The sequence below is a fragment of the Roseateles koreensis genome, from assembly GCF_028595305.1.
Classification (GTDB): Bacteria; Pseudomonadota; Gammaproteobacteria; order Burkholderiales; family Burkholderiaceae_C; genus Paucibacter_A; species Paucibacter_A koreensis.
In genome coordinates, this window is the sequence record NZ_JAQQXS010000002.1 from 270,053 (window position 1) to 287,555 (window position 17,503).

The 17,503-nt window shown below is 61.2% G+C and carries 20 protein-coding genes; 3 read left to right on the forward strand and 17 right to left on the reverse strand.

Going from position 1 to position 17,503, the window contains the following annotated elements:
* Positions 1 to 23: 23 nt before the first annotated feature.
* The 6 genes from PRZ01_RS02995 to PRZ01_RS03020 all read right to left on the reverse strand — a co-directional run bounded on the left by PRZ01_RS02995 (position 24) and on the right by PRZ01_RS03020 (position 5,217).
* Complete coding sequence (locus PRZ01_RS02995; RefSeq protein WP_273595270.1) at positions 24 to 263, reverse strand: DUF2970 domain-containing protein; 240 nt, start codon at positions 261 to 263, stop codon at positions 24 to 26.
* 8 nt (positions 264 to 271) lie between these two features.
* Positions 272 to 910 (reverse strand): cytochrome c oxidase assembly protein, encoded by a 639-nt coding sequence (locus tag PRZ01_RS03000; RefSeq protein WP_273595271.1) that lies wholly within the window; start codon positions 908 to 910, stop codon positions 272 to 274.
* A gap of 33 nt (positions 911 to 943) precedes the next feature.
* Entirely contained in the window at positions 944 to 1,054 is a 111-nt protein-coding gene (locus PRZ01_RS03005) for a cytochrome oxidase small assembly protein (RefSeq protein WP_273595375.1), read from the reverse strand.
* A gap of 10 nt (positions 1,055 to 1,064) precedes the next feature.
* Complete coding sequence (gene ctaD / locus PRZ01_RS03010; RefSeq protein WP_273595272.1) at positions 1,065 to 2,711, reverse strand: cytochrome c oxidase subunit I; 1,647 nt, start codon at positions 2,709 to 2,711, stop codon at positions 1,065 to 1,067.
* Positions 2,712 to 2,804: 93 nt separating this feature from the next.
* A complete protein-coding gene (gene coxB, locus PRZ01_RS03015) occupies positions 2,805 to 4,028 on the reverse strand; it encodes a cytochrome c oxidase subunit II (RefSeq protein WP_409993795.1) in 1,224 nt (407 codons plus the stop codon).
* 271 nt (positions 4,029 to 4,299) lie between these two features.
* A complete protein-coding gene (locus PRZ01_RS03020) occupies positions 4,300 to 5,217 on the reverse strand; it encodes a methyltransferase domain-containing protein (protein WP_273595274.1) in 918 nt (305 codons plus the stop codon).
* 78 nt (positions 5,218 to 5,295) lie between these two features.
* Between PRZ01_RS03020 and PRZ01_RS03025 the strand changes: the two genes are divergently transcribed.
* Positions 5,296 to 6,000 (forward strand): ComF family protein, encoded by a 705-nt coding sequence (locus PRZ01_RS03025; RefSeq protein WP_273595275.1) that lies wholly within the window; start codon positions 5,296 to 5,298, stop codon positions 5,998 to 6,000.
* Between the two features lie 18 nt (positions 6,001 to 6,018).
* On the forward strand, positions 6,019 to 6,489 hold the full coding sequence (gene trmL, locus PRZ01_RS03030) for a tRNA (uridine(34)/cytosine(34)/5-carboxymethylaminomethyluridine(34)-2'-O)-methyltransferase TrmL (protein WP_273595276.1): 471 nt from the start codon (positions 6,019 to 6,021) through the stop codon (positions 6,487 to 6,489).
* A gap of 27 nt (positions 6,490 to 6,516) precedes the next feature.
* On the opposite strand, the gene PRZ01_RS03035 is transcribed toward trmL, so the two are convergent.
* The 7 genes from PRZ01_RS03035 to PRZ01_RS03065 form a co-directional block, all read right to left on the reverse strand.
* Positions 6,517 to 7,545: an NAD(P)H-dependent glycerol-3-phosphate dehydrogenase gene (locus tag PRZ01_RS03035; protein WP_273595277.1), complete on the reverse strand. Its 1,029-nt coding sequence runs from the start codon at positions 7,543 to 7,545 to the stop codon at positions 6,517 to 6,519.
* 113 nt (positions 7,546 to 7,658) lie between these two features.
* On the reverse strand, positions 7,659 to 8,117 hold the full coding sequence (gene secB, locus PRZ01_RS03040) for a protein-export chaperone SecB (RefSeq protein ID WP_273595278.1): 459 nt from the start codon (positions 8,115 to 8,117) through the stop codon (positions 7,659 to 7,661).
* 150 nt (positions 8,118 to 8,267) lie between these two features.
* Positions 8,268 to 8,528, reverse strand: a complete 261-nt coding sequence (gene grxC / locus PRZ01_RS03045; protein WP_273595279.1) for a glutaredoxin 3 — start codon at positions 8,526 to 8,528, stop codon at positions 8,268 to 8,270.
* A 79-nt stretch (positions 8,529 to 8,607) separates the two neighbouring features.
* Positions 8,608 to 9,018: a rhodanese-like domain-containing protein gene (locus tag PRZ01_RS03050; protein ID WP_273595280.1), complete on the reverse strand. Its 411-nt coding sequence runs from the start codon at positions 9,016 to 9,018 to the stop codon at positions 8,608 to 8,610.
* A 198-nt stretch (positions 9,019 to 9,216) separates the two neighbouring features.
* Positions 9,217 to 10,728: a methyl-accepting chemotaxis protein gene (locus PRZ01_RS03055; protein WP_273595281.1), complete on the reverse strand. Its 1,512-nt coding sequence runs from the start codon at positions 10,726 to 10,728 to the stop codon at positions 9,217 to 9,219.
* Between the two features lie 67 nt (positions 10,729 to 10,795).
* Positions 10,796 to 11,227: a type 2 periplasmic-binding domain-containing protein gene (locus tag PRZ01_RS03060; protein WP_273595282.1), complete on the reverse strand. Its 432-nt coding sequence runs from the start codon at positions 11,225 to 11,227 to the stop codon at positions 10,796 to 10,798.
* A gap of 19 nt (positions 11,228 to 11,246) precedes the next feature.
* Positions 11,247 to 12,473, reverse strand: a complete 1,227-nt coding sequence (locus PRZ01_RS03065) for a hypothetical protein (protein WP_273595283.1) — start codon at positions 12,471 to 12,473, stop codon at positions 11,247 to 11,249.
* 214 nt (positions 12,474 to 12,687) lie between these two features.
* On the opposite strand from PRZ01_RS03065, the gene gpmA reads away from it, so the two are divergent.
* Positions 12,688 to 13,431 carry a 2,3-diphosphoglycerate-dependent phosphoglycerate mutase gene (gpmA, locus tag PRZ01_RS03070; RefSeq protein WP_273595284.1) on the forward strand — a complete coding sequence of 248 codons (744 nt, stop codon included), beginning with the start codon at positions 12,688 to 12,690 and terminating at the stop codon, positions 13,429 to 13,431.
* Positions 13,432 to 13,461: 30 nt separating this feature from the next.
* Here gpmA and PRZ01_RS03075 read toward each other — a convergent pair whose 3' ends face one another.
* The 4 genes from PRZ01_RS03075 to PRZ01_RS03090 are packed head-to-tail and all read right to left on the reverse strand — an operon-like array spanning position 13,462 to position 17,422.
* Positions 13,462 to 14,358, reverse strand: coding sequence for a ribose-phosphate diphosphokinase (locus PRZ01_RS03075; protein ID WP_273595285.1), 897 nt, complete (start codon positions 14,356 to 14,358; stop codon positions 13,462 to 13,464).
* A gap of 31 nt (positions 14,359 to 14,389) precedes the next feature.
* The gene (locus PRZ01_RS03080; protein WP_273595286.1) at positions 14,390 to 15,127 is read right to left on the reverse strand and encodes a lysophospholipid acyltransferase family protein; all 738 of its coding nucleotides are present in this window, start codon (positions 15,125 to 15,127) and stop codon (positions 14,390 to 14,392) included.
* Between the two features lies 1 nt (position 15,128).
* Positions 15,129 to 16,463, reverse strand: coding sequence for a dihydroorotase (locus tag PRZ01_RS03085; protein ID WP_273595287.1), 1,335 nt, complete (start codon positions 16,461 to 16,463; stop codon positions 15,129 to 15,131).
* A complete protein-coding gene (locus tag PRZ01_RS03090) occupies positions 16,460 to 17,422 on the reverse strand; it encodes an aspartate carbamoyltransferase catalytic subunit (RefSeq protein ID WP_273595288.1) in 963 nt (320 codons plus the stop codon). Before PRZ01_RS03090 ends, PRZ01_RS03085 begins: the two co-directional genes overlap by 4 nt.
* Between the last annotated feature and the right edge of the window lie 81 nt (positions 17,423 to 17,503).

Consider the following 17,503-nt stretch of genomic DNA (forward strand, 5'->3'; position numbering starts at 1 on the left):
TCAGTCCAGATTCCGCTTGAAATTCAATTTGTAGCGCTGGCCACGCCGCTGCCGATTACCCATTGAACCAGCAACACCAGAACCAGCACAAACAAGGCTGCCCCGATCACTCCCCCGATGATCACATGCACGGGGTTGAGTCGGGCCACATCTTTTTCATACTCGGCGCCCCGACGGACACCAAAAAAGGACCATGCCACCGCCCGCATCGTCTGCAAAAACGACAAAGGTCGTGCCGCAGCGGCCTTTAAATCATCCTCCATATGCTCGCTCACAACTGCACCCTACCCGTCTGTTGCACAGCCGCAGTGGGCGCCGCCGGCGTGGCGGGGCCTTGCCGTTTGTCCTTGCCCACCACCTCAAAGAAGGTGTAGGACAAAGTAATGGTCTTCACATCTTTCGGCAATTTGTCGTCGATCACAAACACCACCGGCCACTGCTTCTTTTCACCCGGTTGAAGGGTGTATTCGTTGAAACAGAAGCACTCCAGCTTGTTGAAGTGCGCAGTGGCTTGCTTGGGTGCATAACTCGGAATTGCCTGGGCCGACATCACCCGGTTCTGCACGTTTTGAAACTCGTACATGACCGTGACGATTTCACCAGGGTGCACATCAAGATGCGACACCGCGGGCTTGAACTCCCAGGGGCCCCTTGCGTTGGCATCGAACTCCACCGAAATGGAGCGGTTGAGGTCAACTTGGCTGTTCTTGAGGTCTTCGGCCTTGACCGCATGCTGACGCTCTGACAACGACAGCACGTTGATGCCCAGCGCCGTGCAAACCGCCCTGTACAAGGGCACCAAGGCGTAGCCGAAACCGAACATCAACGCCGTGACCACCAAGAGCTTGGCCACCAAATGCAGGTTGTCCCTGCGCAGGGCGCCGGCGAGTGACCACGTCTTGTTTGTCATGAGGAGAGGCCTGATCCGCGCCGGGTTTTCGCTTCAAAAACCGAGGACGGCAATCTTGGTCATGAAGCCGACGAAGAACACCGCCGCCACGCTGAACAGAATCAACGCCAAACGCTTGTTGCTCTTGCGCTGCTCAGGGGTCATTGCCATGGGATTAGCCAATCACCTTGGTTGCGCTGGCATTCAGCTTAGGCGGCTCTTCAAAGGTGTGGAACGGTGCGGGTGAAGGCACTTCCCACTCCAGGCCCTCAGCGCCCTCCCAGGGTTGTTGAGGCGCTTTTTCACCCTTGCCGCGCATCATCGGGATGACGACGAACAAGAAGAAGTAGACCTGCGTGAAGCCGAACCAGAAGGCGCCGATGGACGCGATCATGTTGAAGTCAGCGAACTGGATGGGATAGTCGGCGTAGCGGCGCGGCATGCCGGCCAGACCCAAGAAGTGCATCGGGAAGAAGGTCACATTGAAGGAGATCAGCGAGCTCCAAAAATGGATCTTGCCGCGTGTGGCGTTGAACATCACGCCAGTCCACTTCGGGCCCCAGAAGTACACGCCAGCAAACAGCGCGAACAGCGAACCGGCCACCAGCACATAGTGGAAGTGCGCCACCACGTAGTAGGTGTCTTGGATTTGGATGTCGATGGGCGCCATGGCGCAAACCAAGCCCGTGAAGCCACCCATGGTGAACACGAAGATGAAGCCCACGGCCCACAGCATGGGCACTTCGAAGGTCATGGAGCCCCGCCACATCGTAGCCAGCCAGTTGAAGATCTTCACGCCGGTCGGCACCGCAATCAGCATGGTGGCGTACATGAAGAACAACTGGCCCGTCACCGGCATGCCGGTGGCAAACATGTGGTGCGCCCACACGATGAAGGACAGAATAGCAATCGATGCCGTGGCGTACACCATGGAGGCATAGCCGAACAAACGCTTGCGGGCGAAAGTGGGCACGATCTGGCTGATGATGCCGAAGGCCGGCAAGATCATGATGTACACCTCAGGGTGACCGAAGAACCAGAAGATGTGCTGATACATCACCGGGTCGCCGCCGCCTGCGGGGCTGAAGAAGCTGGTGCCAAAGTGGCGATCCGTCAGCGTCATGGTGATGGCGCCGGCCAGCACGGGCATCACGGCGATCAGCAGGTAAGCCGTGATGAGCCAAGTCCAGGCGAACATGGGCATCTTCATCAGCGTCATGCCGGGTGCGCGCATGTTCAGGATGGTCACGATGATGTTGATCGAGCCCATGATGCTGGACGCGCCCAGGATGTGCATGGCAAAGATGCCAGCATCCATCGATGGGCCCATCTGCAGGGTCAGCGGCGCGTACAGCGTCCAGCCTGCGGCGGGGGCGCCGCCAGGCATGAAGAAGGACGCCACCAGCATGATGGCGGCAGGAATCATCAGCCAGAAGCTGAAGTTGTTCATGCGGGCAAAAGCCATGTCCGATGCACCGATCTGCAGCGGAATCATCCAGTTCGCAAAGCCCACGAAGGCCGGCATGATGGCGCCGAACACCATGATCAGGCCGTGCATGGTGGTGAACTGGTTGAACAGTTCAGGGTTGAAGAACTGCAAACCGGGCTGGAACAACTCCGCACGGATACACAGCGCCAGCACGCCGCCGATCATCAACATCGTGAAGGCGAACAGCAGATACAGGGTGCCGATGTCTTTGTGATTGGTCGCGTAGACCCACCGACGCCAGCCACTCGGCGCGTGGTGGTCATGGTGGTCATGGTGGTCATGGTCATGCGCACCGTGACCGGCGTGGCCGTGGTTGTCGAGCACTGCACTCATCATTTTTCCTTTGCTAGATTTCCAGCATGGTCCGTCGGGGAACAGCGCTCGCGCTGATCGGCGAGGGCTGTTCCGCCAAATTCTTGTCTGTGTTTACTTCCGGGCCGCCACAACTTCGGCGGGTTGCACCACTTGGCCGGTCTTGTTGGACCAGTTGTTCTTGGTGAAGGTCACCACGGCAGCGATTTCGGTGTCGGACAACTGCTTCCAGGAGGGCATCACGCCATTTTGGCCATTCAGCACCACAGCCACTTGCTTGAGTTTGTCGTCATTCAGCACCACCGGCGAGCCATCCAGGGGCTTGACCGGGCCGGCGCCTTTGCCGTCAGGGCGATGGCAGACAGCGCAGTTCGCGGCATAGACTTTCTCGCCACGCGCCACCAGCGCGGCCTGATCCCAGACCTTGCTTGGATCATCGGCCTTGGCCGCCAGTTCTTTCTTCTTGCCATCCACCCAGGCGGCGTAGTCAGCAGCCGACAGCACCTTCACATGGATGGGCATGTAGGCGTGCTCTTTGCCACAAAGCTCAGCGCACTGACCGTAGAAGTCGCCGGTTTTCTCGGCCTTGAACCAGGTGTCGCGCACGAAGCCGGGGATCGCGTCTTGCTTGACGCCGAAAGCCGGCACCATCCAGGCGTGGATCACGTCGCTGGCGGTCGTGATGATGCGAACCTTCTTGTTAACCGGCACAACCAGGGGGTTGTCCACTTTCAACAGATAGTCATCGCCTGCCGGCTTGCCGGCGTTGGACATTTCACGCTGAGCGGGGTCAAGTGTGGAGACGAAGCCAATGCCCTCGCCCTCGCCCTTGATGTAGTCATAGCCCCACTTCCACTGGTAACCGGTGGCCTTGATGGTCAGATCGGCATTGGTGGTGTCTTTCATGGCCACCACCACCTTGGTCGCAGGCAGCGCCATCAAGATCACGATGATGAAGGGCACCACGGTCCAGGCGATTTCCACCTTGACGCTCTCGTGGAAATGCGCAGACACCGCGCCCTTGGATTTACGGTGCTTGAAGATGGAATAGAACATCACGCCGAAGACGGCGATAAAGATCACCAGGCAGATGATCAACATGAAATTGTGCAGCCACATCTGGTCGGCAGCGATGCGCGTGACCGGCGGTGGCAGGTTGATAGCATTCACTATGGGGCCACCGGGCAGGCTGTTCACGGCCCTTGCCGCCTCAGCGCCCAAAGCGGCACCGCCAGCGAGTGTCAACTGCGCCAGGCGCTGCAGCCGGAAGGTCGACAGGTTGCCGGGCCGTTTCTCGGCTTGATGCACACCTGCGTTCATCATCTTCATGGTCGTCACTCTTGTCTCCAATTCATCCGTTGGATGTCGCGCCGCTGACTCGCACAAGCAGGGCCACACGCTGTTGGCCCTGTCCGTTCGCACAGCTTCCCACCAACCGCTCAAAAATGCGATCCGTGAAAGAACTGCTTACCCCAATGACTTCTTCTTGAGTTGGCTCAAAGTCACTGGCGTGACCCTGTCCTAAACTTTCAAATGTATTGCCGATATTTCTATCAACTCGGGAGTTTAGCCTACGGCTCACACACGCCGGGACGGTGCAAACACTGCCTCACCTTGTTTTTTGAATCATGGCCCGCATCTGATCGAGGCTCAGCGTCGTTTCGGCGCTGACTCTGATTTTGGGTTCAGGCTTGAACGCATGGCCGTAAACAATCTCCAGAGTCAATCGCAAGCGCCCGTCCGGGCCGCGCAACTGTTCCAAGGTGCGCAGTAGCGCCTGATGCCAAAAACGCCCCCGGCAGCCTGAAAAGCGGCTGGGCGCGATGTTTCCGCCCATTGCGCGCAGATCTTTCAACAATGTTTGCGGATCCGCCCATGTCAGGGTCAGGCGCTCTTGGTCCATCACAGGGTCGGCAAAACCGGCCTGCACCAACAAGTCGCCAATGTCGTGCATGTCCCACCAATCCGGCCCCGGGCGCGCCCAGCCCTGCGTGCGGTACAGCTGACGCAGCTCCAAAAAACTGTCAGGGCCGAGGCAAGAAAACATCACAAAGCCATCCCGCGCCAAACCCCTATGCCATTGCTGAAGGATTTGTGGCAGGTCAGTACAAGCATGCAGCGCCATATTGGCCCACAACAATTCAAACGACTCATCAGGCACCTCGTCAGGGGCAACGACACGCGCCGCCCTGCCCGCTGCCCAGGGCTGCCACCAGGGCGTTTTGTGCACGGCTTGGCTGCGCGCCAGCAGCGCTGGCGCCGGCTCGACGCACACCTGTTGCGCCCGGGGGTAAATCTGCGCCAGCGCTTCGCCACCGCCACCTAAAAACGCCGACCATTGCAAAACGCTTTGGGGCTGCATCTTGATGATGCTCAAACGCTCCGCCATGCGCCGAGCCACCTCCTGATGCAGCCAAGGGGGCCCGTCGGCCAGGGCCAGTCGGCGCATTTGGCGGGCCACGGCCACCGCGTCAACCGCCTGCGGTCGCGTGTTGTCACTGATTTCAGAAGAAGAGCTTGATTGCATGGCCGGCAGTATATTGAGACCATGCACGCGGCACTGCACTCTCTTCACAAGCCCGCACCGTCTCAACGACTGCTGCGCGTGAGCCCCGGCCAGTGCGCCGTCTGCAGAAGCTGGGCTACACAGGCCGTTTGTACCGGTTGCCTCAACCGTTATGCCTCCAGCACCCAACGCTGCTGGACCTGCGGTTTACGGATTCCAGGCGATCGAGCCGCGCAGCCTGAACCGCGCTGCGGCCAATGCCTGCACACCCCACCGCCGCTGGATCGCTGCATCGCGGCGCTGGACTACGCTTTTCCCTGGGACGGCCTGCTGCAACGCTACAAATTCAATCAAGCGCTCGAGTTGCGGCGGGCGCTGAGTGACCGCTTGGCTGAAGCGTTGGCTGTGGCCCGACCCGAAATACCCGACCTGCTGCTGCCCGTCCCCTTGGCGCCTGAGCGGCTGCGCGAACGCGGCTACAACCAAAGTCTCGAATTGGCCGCCGCACTTGCGCGCCAGTACCCGCTACAGTGCGAACCCTCGCTGCTTTTGCGCGTGCGCCATGGCTCGCCGCAAGCACAACTCGAGGTCAAGGCCAGGGCGGCGCATGTGCGGCATGCTTTTGCCCTCGAGCCTGCGCGGGCCGCCAGCCTGCGGGGCCGCAGCGTAGCCGTGCTGGACGATGTAATGACCAGCGGCGAAACCTTGTTTGAAATTGCCCGCGTCCTGCGCCAAGCCGGCGCAAGCCATATTCAGGCCTGGGTGCTGGCCCGAACGCCGCAACCAGGCACCGATCAACCCTAGCGTTAGCAGTCTTTACCTATGTTCCACATTGTTCTGGTTCACCCGGAAATTCCGCCCAACACCGGCAATGTCATCCGCCTGGCCGCCAACACGGGGTGCACCTTACATCTGATCGAGCCTCTGGGCTTCTCGATGGAAGACCGCCTGCTGCAACGCGCCGGCCTCGACTACCACGAGTACACCGCCGTGCACCGCCATGCGGACTGGGCGCAATTTCTCGCCACGGTGCACCCTGATCCGAGCCGGCTCTTCGCCTTCACCACCAAGGGCAGTCGCCCCTTTGCTGATGTGGCATGGCAGCCCGGAGATTTTCTGGTGTTTGGTTCGGAAACTGCGGGCTTGCCGCCCGCCGTGCGTGATCAATTTGCACCCGATCAACGGGTGCGCCTGCCCATGCTGCCCACGCAGCGCAGCTTGAATCTCAGCAACAGCGTAGCGGTTGCGGTGTTTGAAGCCTGGCGGCAGAACGGCTACGCCGGCAGCGTCTGATCAGCCCGCCCCTAAAATCGCAGGCCTTCAATTCTCTGACCTCGCTTGCCGGCTCATCAGCAGATCGACGGCTGCTGCCGGGCTCAGGCGCCCCTCCAGCACTGCCACCACCGCCGCCGTGATGGGCATGTCCACCCCCTTGGCCTGGGCACGCGCCAGCACCGTGGGCGCACTGTAAACGCCTTCGGCCACGTGGCCGAGCTCATGAAGGATTTGCGCAAGGGGCAAGCCCTCAGCGAGCAACAACCCGACACGCCGATTTCTTGACAGGTCGCCCGTGGCCGTCAGCACCAGATCACCCATGCCCGACAGCCCCATGAACGTCTCGGCACGGGCACCCAGAGCCAAGCCCAAGCGCAACATTTCAGCCAAACCTCGGGTGATCAGGGCGGCACGGGCGTTCAAGCCCGGCGCGTCACCACTCTGACCCAATCGCTCGGCGCGCAGCCGCAGGCCGTCAGCGATACCCACGGCAATCGCCATCACATTCTTGACCGCTCCGCCGACCTCAACACCTACCGGATCATTGGCGGTGTAGACACGCAAACGCTCGCTGTGGAAGGCCTCAACAGCCGCCTGCGCCAGCGCAGCGTCGTCGCTCGCAGCCACCAAGGCAGTGGGCTGGCCGGCAGCCACCTCTTGCGCAAAACTGGGGCCCGACAAAATACCCACGCGCAAGCGGGGCTGCACGTCCCGCGCAATTTCGTGGCCCAACAAACCGGTACCCGCTTCAAAGCCCTTGCAAAGCCACAGCACCCGTGCCCCATCGGGCAGGCCCGCCAGTACAGCGCGCAAGGCTGCCATGGGTGTGGCCACAATGATCAATCCCAGCGCATCGGCCTCGGTCGCATGCGCCACCGCGCGCTGCAGATCCCCCTCGATCTGCAAAGCGTCTGGCAGTTGGGTGTCCGGCAGATAATGGGCATTGCGGCGCTGCGCACACATGGCCGCCACCGCCGCCGGATCGCGCGCCCACAACACGACCTCATGGCGGGCAGCGGCTTGCACAGCCAAAGCCGTACCCCAGGCGCCCGCCCCTAAAACACTGATCTTCATGCGTAAAAATTCATGGCAGTTAAGAACGTTGGCGTTCTAAGACAATCGCCCCATGCGCACGAGGCGGCATGGGGCGACATGAGTTCTACCGCACCCGGGGGCGCGAATCAAGCTCAGTTGATGGTCGGTGCAGCAGCCGCTTCGCGCTGTGCTTGCTGGGCTTCGAACATGGCCTGGAAATTGACTTCCGACAAGATCACCGGCGGGAAGCCTGCACGGGTGCAAACGTCCGACACGATGGCGCGCAGGTAAGGGTAGATCATCTGCGGGCACACGATACCCAGAATGCCCTCAACCTGCTCTTGCGGCACGTTGCGGATTTCGAAGATGCCCGCCTGCTTGGCTTCGATCAAGAACAAGGTCTTGTCGCCCACCTTGGTGGTGACGGTGGCCGTCACGCTGACTTCAAAAACGCCTTCAGCCACCGGTTCGGCGGACAAGGCGAGGTTGATGTCAACCTGAGGCTGGGTTTGCTCCAACAGGATTTGCGGCGCATGGGGTTGTTCCAGCGACAAATCCTTCAGGTACATGCGCTGAATCTGGAATACGGGGGTGTTGTTCTCGTCGGCCATGGTGGTTTCCAAAAAAAGAGGCCCGCATGCAGATGCTGCGGGCAGCGGCGCAATTATGGCCCAGCCAATATGACGAACTCGCCGGGGTCTTCACCCTCTTGAGAATTCAACCGTCACCCCAACGCGCCACGGGCGTAGGGTCCAAGCCGCTTATGCCGCCTGTAGCAACGACGCGAGCCCGCCCTTTTGGTCCAGGGCCATCAGATCATCGCAACCGCCGACATGGGTGTCACCGATGAAAATCTGCGGCACGGTGCGTCGCCCTGTTTGCGCCATCATGGCATCGCGAGCGGCAGGATCCAGGTCGATCCGCACCTCTTCAATGTCGGTCACACCGCGCTGTTTGAGCAAAGCCTTGGCCCGGATGCAGTAGGGGCAGACTTGGGTGGTGTACATCTTCACGCTGGCCATGGGGAGTCTCATTCACTTCAAAAATTCAGGGCCCCAGGCGGGTCAAGCCCGCGCCAGGGCGCCGCACATCACTCACAACTCAGGCAGATTTTTCAATCGGCAAATTGGCTTCGCGCCAAGCGGCCAGTCCGCCTGCCAAGGGCTGAGCCTTTTCATAGCCCAGTTTGCGCAGCATGCCAGCTGCGCGAGTGGCGCGCGCGCCGCTTTGGCACACCACCACCAGTGGCAGGGCTTTGTTACTGGGCAGGGATTTGTGGCCTTCCAATGTGGCAAGCGGAATATTGCGCGAGCCCGCCACATGCCCTGCGGCGAATTCAGCCGGCTCGCACACATCGATCAACACAGCCTTTTCGCGGTTGATCAGGCGCACCGCCTCCACCGTGCCCAAGGTCGCGCCCTGGGCGCTCCGGGTCAATGTGGGCCACAAGAGCAAACCACCGGACGTCACCGCGGCCAGCACCAAAATCCAGTTTTCGAGCAAGAAGTTCAAAAGATGCGTCCGATTGAGAAAAGAGTTCGATTATAGAAAATCGCGGCCCAGGATTCACCCGATATGAAAAAGGCCCGCAGCCAATGGCAACGGGCCCATGCGATCTCGAAGAATTCAGCCCGAAGGCCACCCCAAGGCAGCGGGGGCTGAGGTCGAGTGCGCGTCTAAAAGCGTCTTAAAACTTCTCCGCCAACATGCTCACAGCTTGAAGGTCGCCACCGCCGCCTGCAAGGCATTGGCCTGTTGCTCCAGGCTGCTGGCCGCCGCAGCGGCCTCCTCGACCAAGGCGGCGTTCTGCTGCGTCATCTGGTCCAGTTGACCGATCGACTGATTCACCAGGCTGATGCCCTGGCTTTGCTCACCCGATGCGGCCGTCACCTCACCGATGATGTCGGACACACGCTGCACGCTGGCAACGATTTCGTCCATGGTCGTACCGGCGTTTTGCACCAGCCTGCTGCCGGACTCCACACGCTCAACGCTGGCGCCGATCAGGCTCTTGATTTCCTTGGCGGCTTCGGCTGAGCGCTGGGCCAACGAGCGCACCTCGGCAGCCACCACGGCAAAACCACGCCCTTGCTCGCCGGCGCGGGCGGCTTCAACCGCAGCATTCAAGGCCAGGATGTTGGTCTGGAACGCAATGCCGTCGATCACGCCGATGATGTCGCTGATCTTGTTGGAGCTGGCGTTGATCTCGTTCATGGTGACCACCACTTGGTTCACCACCTCACCACCGCGTCGCGCCACCACGGCGGCAGAGCCCGCCAATTGGTTTGCCTGCGCGGCGGCCTCAGCGCTCTGCCGGACGGTGTCGGTCAACGACTGCATATTGCCCGAGGTCTGCTCCAGCGAAGTCGCCTGCTTTTCCGTGCGCACCGACAAATCGTGGTTGCCCACGGCGATCTCGCGCGACGCCACCGACATCGAGTCGGTGCCTTGGCGCACATTGGTCACGATGGCCGCCAAGCCTTGCGACATCGCGCGCACCGCCGCTAACAGACTTTCGTCAGCGCCGGGCGCAACCACGATGGCTTGAGACAGATCGCCGTCAGCCATCTGACGCATCACGTCGCGGGCATATTCAGGCTCGCCGCCCAATTGCCGCCACACACTGCCGATCACCATGAAAGAGCCAGCACCCAAAGCCAGCACCACCACCAGACCGCTGATCAAAATAGCGACCAAGCTCGCCGAAACGCCACCCTCGGCGTTTTGCAAACCCTTGGCAAAACCGTCATTGGCTTCGACCCGTGCCGCTTTCACATCCTCGTCCAATGCCTTCAAGGCCGCCTGCATTTTTGGAATGGCCCCAGCCTGGTCACCTTGCTTAATGCCCAGAAACAATTCAGCCGTTTCGACAGAGGCCGAGAAATAGGTCTCGAACCCCTTTTTAAGCTTGGCGCCGGTCTCCGCCTTACCGTCAATTCCTGCAATTTGGTCGAGTAACTTTCGAATACCGGTGGCGCGCTCACGGGCCTCGTCCAAACGCTTTTTCTCGCCTTCGGCCACCGCGCTTTGAATCGTCGCGCTCAAGGCCTCCAGCTGAGACGCAAATTGGCTGGTGGCATCCACATAGGGGTAATCCACTTTGCCGAGGGCCGTGATGGCCGACGACGTTCGAGCCGAAAAGCCCCACACCACGGCGATCCCGACCGCAAAGATGAGTGCTGCGAAAACCGGCAACAGCCAGATCCTGGTCTTTACATTCATTCAAGCCTCCATGACGGGCGCGCCGCCCCAACGGACAGCGCGCCACTTAAAGACACTGGCAACCCAATCAGTCGACTGTCAAAACCGCCTTGACCGTGCCGTCCACCGCAGATTTTTCAATGTAGCCAATGGCGTCTGGGTTGGATGCAACGAATTTCTTGACTTCAGCCGAGCTGCCCAACTCCTTCGGTGGCGTGGCTTTGCCGGAGAACACCAGGCGCGACCAAGCCGCCTTCACCTGCGCGGCTTGCTTGCCGGTCACCTTGGTGTAGAACAACTCACGCACAGCCGCGCTTTCCGGCTGATCCGCAGCCTGAGCAGTTGCGCCGTTAGGCAGGGTGTTCGATTTTCCGAGAAAAACGCTGGCCACCTGGTCGGCCGTCATGGCACCCACAGCACTCTTGGCGCCCACAATCACAGCCACCTGGGCCTGAGCAGCAACGCCCAGCGCCATGCCCATCATTGCAACAATACTGAGAACAATCGTCTTGGTTTTCATTTTTTAACTCGCTCCTGCCTTAGAACACGAAATCAACAGCCACGCTGTAGACGTTGACGTTGTTCTGCCCCGTTGTGAACGAGGTCGAAGGCGAAGTGAACAGGCCCGGGCCATCGGCCTTGATGCGTTCGTACTGGGTTTTCACCGCGATATTGCGGTAGGCGTCCCAGCGCAGGCCCACAGCCAGCGTCTTCTGCGCATTGCTCTGTGATTGGAGTGTCGCGTCGACGACGCCCTTCAGATAGGTCAGCGAAGCGGCCACGCCCGTGGGGATGGTGTTGTTGACGTTGCTGTCCTTTTGCTTGAGCTCAGACACCGTGGCGTATGGGGTGAACTTGCCGAAGCGATAGCCCAACGTCAGGTACCAGCCATCCGTGTCTGGCACGAAGGAGTCGGTGCGGCGCATGGTGTACTCGAACATGGCCAGCATGTTGTCGCGATCCATGGTGACGCCAAATCCGGTGAAGCTGGCCTTCTTTTTGTCGGCGATCAACTGGTCACCCACACTAGACACGGCGGCCATGGGCACGCTGCGCAGTTTGCCAACCAAAAACGCCATATCGGGGCTGTCCACCGTCAGCTTGCCTTCCACGTGACCCAGACGGAAGGTGAAGCCGCTTTCGAGCTCCGCCGACGCGCTGAAGCCGATCAGGCCATCCATCTTGACATCCAGGCCTTCAAACACCGCCGACGACTTGCCGCCATAGAGCTGCGCGTTCAGCGTGGTCGAGCCCAGGCTGGTCTGGTAGTTCACGTCGGCGCCATCGAATCGGCTGATCGGCACCTGGCCGTACACGTCTTGCGGCGGGCGCAACCAAGTGTTGGCGTAGCCCACATCACGGAAATCAGACACAGCAAAGAAGGGCCCGCCCATGCGCCCAACACGCACCGCCAGAGACGGCGAGAACTGCGCCTTGGCAAAGGCCCACTCCAACTCTGGACGGAAGCTGCCGTTGCCATTTTGCTTGGACAGTACCTGCACAGTGCCCGAGAACATCTTGTTCAATTTTGCATTCGCCTGAACACCCAATTTGGTGTCCACGCCGCCATTCCACGCTGAGGTGGCGCCATTGGGCTGGCCAGAGATCACATACTGAGCTTCGCCCGTGTCTGTCCCAACAAAACCCACGGTGCCGAAACCCGACAATGAAATTGCCGATTCGCTAGAACCGGCACTGGATTCTTGCGCCTGCACCGCGGCACACAGCAGGGCCAAGGCAATCGGGGTCAAACGCCAAACACTCATACGCTTCATATAACGTCCTTTGAACAACAGAACATATGCACCAGAGGCGGTCGTATCCGCCTTCGGTGCACGGAGGAGGTGCATTACTTATCGCCATTAGGCCTCCGCTCTTTAACGCCGAGTCTCGACGCACACGCCTAAAACAACGGTCTTTTCCGAGCATCGATAGAATGGGCGGGCCCAGTTGGGGCAGCCTCGAACCGAAACCTATTCCATGTACAAACTCGTGCTCATTCGCCACGGCGAATCCACCTGGAACCTCGAAAACCGCTTTACGGGCTGGACTGACGTCGAGCTGACTCCCACGGGCGTCGACCAAGCCAAGCAGGCGGGCCGCCTGCTCAAAGAAGCCGGTTTCGAATTCGACATCACCTATACCTCGATGCTCAAGCGCGCCGTCTGGACGCTGTGGCACTGCCTGGATCAGATGGACCGCACCTGGCTGCCCGTTGTGCACAGTTGGCGCCTGAATGAGCGCCATTACGGGGCACTGCAAGGCCTGAACAAGGCAGACATGGCCAAGCAGTACGGCGACGCTCAGGTACTCACCTGGCGCCGCAGCTACGACACCCCGCCGCCAGCCCTGGAGCCGACCGACCCACGCAGCGAGCGCGGCGACCTGCGCTACGCCAAGATGAATCCCGAGGACGTGCCGCTGACCGAATGCCTGAAGGACACCGTCGCCCGCGTCATGCCCTTCTGGAACGACGCCGTAGCACCCGCCATCAAGCTGGGCAAGCGCGTGGTGATTGCCGCCCATGGCAACAGCATCCGGGCCTTGGTCAAATATTTGGACAATATTGCCGACGACGCCATCGTGGGCGTGAACATTCCTAACGGCATTCCCTTGGTCTACGAGCTGGATGCCGACCTGAAGCCGATTCGCAGCTACTACCTGGGTGACGCCGAAGCAGCAGCCAAGGCGGCGGCCGCAGTTGCCAACCAAGGCAAGGCCTGAACGGAATCAGGCCCGGGTTGACAGAAAAGATCAACCCAACAGGGGGCTGAGCGCCTGAACCAGCAGCGGCGTGATGGAGACGCTGTTGCTGGGGTGCGGCACCGTGTTGCTGCTCCATACCTGGCGAACGCCCACCGCCTGCAAATCGGCCACCGCTGTGCCATTGAACAAGGCATGGGTCACGGCCACGTCCACCGTGGCAGCGCCCCGCGCCATCAGGCCTTGGGCGGCGCCGATCAAGGTACGCCCTGTCGACGCCATATCGTCCAGCAGCACAACCGCGCGGCCGTGCACGGGGATGTCGGGCAAGGCCAGGCTGACCTGGTGGTCGCCATGTCGGACCTTGCGCCCTACGGCGTGGTCCAATCCGCTGGCTTGTGCGGCCTGACGGACCCATTGCGCCGACTCTTCGTCCGGCCCCAGCAACAAGGCACCCGGTACACGGGCGGCCACCCAGCAGCCCAGCAAGGCTGCGGCGGACAGGGCCACCCCCGCCCCAGGCGGCATGACCTCGTCGAGGTGATTGATGCGGTGCAGGTGCGGATCAACCGTCACCACATGATCGAACAAATGGCTCAGCAATCGCGACACATGGCGCTGGCTCACCGCCTCGCCCGGCGTGAAGGCCATGTCTTGGCGCATATAGGCCAAATAAGGCGCGATGAGCACCAGGCGCTGCGCCCCTAGCTCACGGGCCGCAGGCGCGGTGATCATCAACTCGGTCAGCTTTTCATTCGGCTGCTGCAGGCCTCGCAAGAGCAAGACCGTGGGCGGCAGCGGTGTCGGCAGCACAAGGCGCAATTCGCCGTCCGGGAATCGATGCCGAACGATGAGCTTCAGCGGCAAGCCCAATGCCTGCGCCAGTTCGCCAGCGAGTGAGGACTCTTCCTCGAAAGCGAGAACAAGGGCGGTGGCGTTTGAATTCATGGGCTGACTTTAACTTCACAAACGCTTCACTTCAGGGCTGCGCCATGCGCTGCGAAATTTCCTCGCGCACGTGCTCGGCCAGGGCTCTCCGGTCTGCGTGAGCAGTTTCCATTGCCGTCAACACGTCGACCCTAACGCCCAAACCACGCGCCCTCAAAATCGCCCACAAACTCTGAATCAGGGAGGTCGTACCGATGAACTGCGCAGTCGTGCTGAAGCGCTGCCCAGGCTCAAACCAACGAAGGACCACCGGCTGAATGGGCGCCTCCGTCGCAATGGCCGCCTGCAGTAAATTGCCATGGAAAGGCAGCAACTCCGGCCCCGGGCCGGTCGTGCCCTCCGGGAACACCGCCACGGTGTCGCCCTCTTTCAAAGCATCGGCCATCTGGTGAACAACGCGCAGGGCATCGCGCTTGTTCGTGCGCTCAATGAACAAGGTACCCACCCCGTCGACCAGCAGGCCCACCACCGGCCAATCGCGCACGTCGGCCTTGGAGACAAAACGGGCTTCCGGCATGACGGCGTGAACGGCTGCGATGTCCAACCACGACACATGATTGGCCAAGATCAATTTGGCACCCGGGCGCGGTGTGCCGCTGGATTCGAGGCTAACTCCAAGAATACGCAGCATCTTGCCTGACCAACGCTTGATCAGCACATGCCGCCGCGCCAGGCTGAGGCTGCCGAAGCGCCAGCGGATTAACCCCACACCGTAAAACAAATGCCCGATCAGGCGCAGCAGGCGAACAACGGCAAGCAAACTGCGCATCTCAGGCTGCCGCCCCGGCCGGCGCCATCAGGCCGGCTGACTCGTAAGCCAGATGCCCGGCCACCACGGTCGCCCGCACCTGGGCCGGCAACTCGAAGCCACTGGTCTCGAAGGCGAAGGGGGTATGCTTGCCTTGGCTGCTCAACGCTTCAGGCGTGACCGCCCAATGCGCGCGGTCGTCAAACACACACACGTCCGCCACGCCGCCAAGCACCAAGCGCCCGGCGCTTGCCGCCAGGGAACCCAAGGCCTCACCCAGCACGCCAACAGGCCCGGCAGTGATCACGCCCAAGCCCTGGCTCATCGACAACCCACTGTCCTGTGCCCAGCGCAGGGCCAGGCTCAGCAACAGCTCCAGGCCCGTGGCGCCGGGCGTGGCTTCTGCGAAAGGAACGTTCTTTTCATCGGCAGCAACGGGCATGTGGTCGCTGACCAGCGCGTCGAGCGTGCCATCGGCCAAGCCGGCGCGCAAGGCATCACGATCACGCCCCTGTCGCAAGGGCGGTGTCAAGCGCATGGCCGGGTTGAAATAGCCGATGTCCACATCAGTCAGGTGCAAGGAGTTGATGGACACATCGGCCGTCACGGCCAGCCCCTCACGCTTGGCGGCGCGAATCAATTCCACACCGGCAGCGCTGGAGATGCGGCACAGATGCACCCGGGCGCCCGTGCTGCGCATCAACTCGAAAATGGTGTGCAACGCCACGGTCTCGGCAGCCACCGGCACGCCGGACAAACCCAGGCGGGTGGCCACTGCGCCGCTGGCCGCAACGCCGCCGCCCAGATAAGCGTCCTGCGGGCGCAACCAGACGGTGTAGCCATAGGTTGCGGCGTACATCAGCGCCCGGTTCAAGACCAGCGTGTCGCGCACGGGCGCTTCCGCCTGCGAGAAACCGATGCAGCCCGCCTCCGTCAATTCGGCCATTTCGGTGAGGGACTGTGCGTCGAGATTGCGCGTCAGCGCACCCAGCGGGAAGAGCCGGCAACGGCTCAGCTTGCGGGCGCGGAACTTGAGCATCTCCACCAGGCCCGGCTCATCCAGCACGGGGTCAGTGTCCGGCGGGCAGACCAGGCTGGTGACACCGCCCGCTGCTGCGGCGGCCAGTTCGCTCTCCAGCATGCCTTCATGTTCATGGCCGGGTTCGCGCAGGCGTGCGGCGAGGTCCACCAAGCCGGGCGCTACCACCAGGCCGGTGGCGTCGATGACGCGGTCGGCAGCGAACTCCGTGGGCTCGCCCAGGGCGACGATGCGACCATTGGCAATGGCCAGGTCACCCACGCGGTCCAGGCCAGATGCGGGGTCGATCAAACGACCGTTCTTGATCAAGATCTTCATGCTTCGTTTCCGGCAAGGATGGACATCACGGCCATGCGCACAGCAATACCAAAGGTCACCTGCGGCAGGATCACGCTCTGCAGGCCGTCCGCCACAGTAGACGCGATCTCCACACCGCGGTTGATGGGGCCCGGGTGCATCACGATGGCGTCAGGCTTGGCCAGTTGCAGCTTTTCAGGCGTGAGGCCGAAGTTCTTGAAGAACTCGCCGGCGCTGGGCAACATGGCACCGCTCATGCGTTCGTTCTGCAGGCGCAGCATGATGATCACGTCAGCGCCCTTCACGCCCTCCGCCATGTCGTGGCAGACCCGCACGCCCATCTCGCGCAGATCGCCAGGCACCAGGGTTTTGGGGCCCACCGCGCGAATCTCGGGCACGCCCAGGATATTCAAGGCATGAATGTCAGAGCGAGCGACGCGGGAGTGCACGATGTCGCCCACGATCGCCACCGTCAGGTTCTTGAAGTCTTTTTTGAAATGACGGATTGTGTACATGTCCAGCAGGCCTTGCGTCGGGTGGGCGTGACGCCCATCCCCCGCATTCACCACATGCACATGGGGCGCGCAATGCTGGGCAATCAGGTAGGGCGCGCCGCTCTCGCTGTGGCGCACCACAAACATGTCGGCATGCATAGCCGACAAATTGGCCACCGTGTCCAGCAAGGTCTCGCCCTTGGCAGTGCTGGAGCGAGCGATGTCCAGGTTCAGCACATCAGCAGACAGGCGCTTGGCCGCAATCTCAAACGTGGTGCGGGTGCGGGTGCTGTTCTCGAAGAACAGATTGAACACCGACTTGCCGCGCAGCAGCGGCACCTTTTTCACCTCACGGTCATTGACCGACAGAAAGGTACCCGCCGTATCAAGAATCTGGTGAATGATGGCCTGCGGAAGACCTTCCACGGAGAGCAGGTGAACCAGCTCACCATGCTTGTTCAATTGGGGATTGCGTTTAGATAACACGTTAGGCCTCCTGCCGAGCCACCGCCAGAACCCTCATGGGGATCCTGTGGGGCGATGAACAAAATGAACGCGGGAGCATCG

What these genes read in the sequence shown, in the direction of transcription:
- PRZ01_RS02995 (WP_273595270.1), bottom strand. Translation starts at nt 263, where the DNA reads ATGGAGGATGATTTAAAGGCCGCTGCGGCACGACCTTTGTCGTTTTTG.
- PRZ01_RS03020 (WP_273595274.1), bottom strand. Translation starts at nt 5,217, where the DNA reads ATGCAATCAAGCTCTTCTTCTGAAATCAGTGACAACACGCGACCGCAG.
- PRZ01_RS03065 (WP_273595283.1), bottom strand. Translation starts at nt 12,473, where the DNA reads ATGAGTGTTTGGCGTTTGACCCCGATTGCCTTGGCCCTGCTGTGTGCC.
- PRZ01_RS03085 (WP_273595287.1), bottom strand. Translation starts at nt 16,463, where the DNA reads ATGAAGATCTTGATCAAGAACGGTCGTTTGATCGACCCCGCATCTGGC.
- PRZ01_RS03060 (WP_273595282.1), bottom strand. Translation starts at nt 11,227, where the DNA reads ATGAAAACCAAGACGATTGTTCTCAGTATTGTTGCAATGATGGGCATG.
- grxC (WP_273595279.1), bottom strand. Translation starts at nt 8,528, where the DNA reads ATGGCCAGCGTGAAGATGTACACCACCCAAGTCTGCCCCTACTGCATC.
- PRZ01_RS03080 (WP_273595286.1), bottom strand. Translation starts at nt 15,127, where the DNA reads ATGCGCAGTTTGCTTGCCGTTGTTCGCCTGCTGCGCCTGATCGGGCAT.
- PRZ01_RS03000 (WP_273595271.1), bottom strand. Translation starts at nt 910, where the DNA reads ATGACAAACAAGACGTGGTCACTCGCCGGCGCCCTGCGCAGGGACAAC.
- PRZ01_RS03075 (WP_273595285.1), bottom strand. Translation starts at nt 14,358, where the DNA reads ATGAATTCAAACGCCACCGCCCTTGTTCTCGCTTTCGAGGAAGAGTCC.
- secB (WP_273595278.1), bottom strand. Translation starts at nt 8,117, where the DNA reads ATGGCCGACGAGAACAACACCCCCGTATTCCAGATTCAGCGCATGTAC.
- trmL (WP_273595276.1), top strand. Translation starts at nt 6,019, where the DNA reads ATGTTCCACATTGTTCTGGTTCACCCGGAAATTCCGCCCAACACCGGC.
- ctaD (WP_273595272.1), bottom strand. Translation starts at nt 2,711, where the DNA reads ATGAGTGCAGTGCTCGACAACCACGGCCACGCCGGTCACGGTGCGCAT.
- PRZ01_RS03055 (WP_273595281.1), bottom strand. Translation starts at nt 10,728, where the DNA reads ATGAATGTAAAGACCAGGATCTGGCTGTTGCCGGTTTTCGCAGCACTC.
- gpmA (WP_273595284.1), top strand. Translation starts at nt 12,688, where the DNA reads ATGTACAAACTCGTGCTCATTCGCCACGGCGAATCCACCTGGAACCTC.
- PRZ01_RS03035 (WP_273595277.1), bottom strand. Translation starts at nt 7,545, where the DNA reads ATGAAGATCAGTGTTTTAGGGGCGGGCGCCTGGGGTACGGCTTTGGCT.
- PRZ01_RS03005 (WP_273595375.1), bottom strand. Translation starts at nt 1,054, where the DNA reads ATGACCCCTGAGCAGCGCAAGAGCAACAAGCGTTTGGCGTTGATTCTG.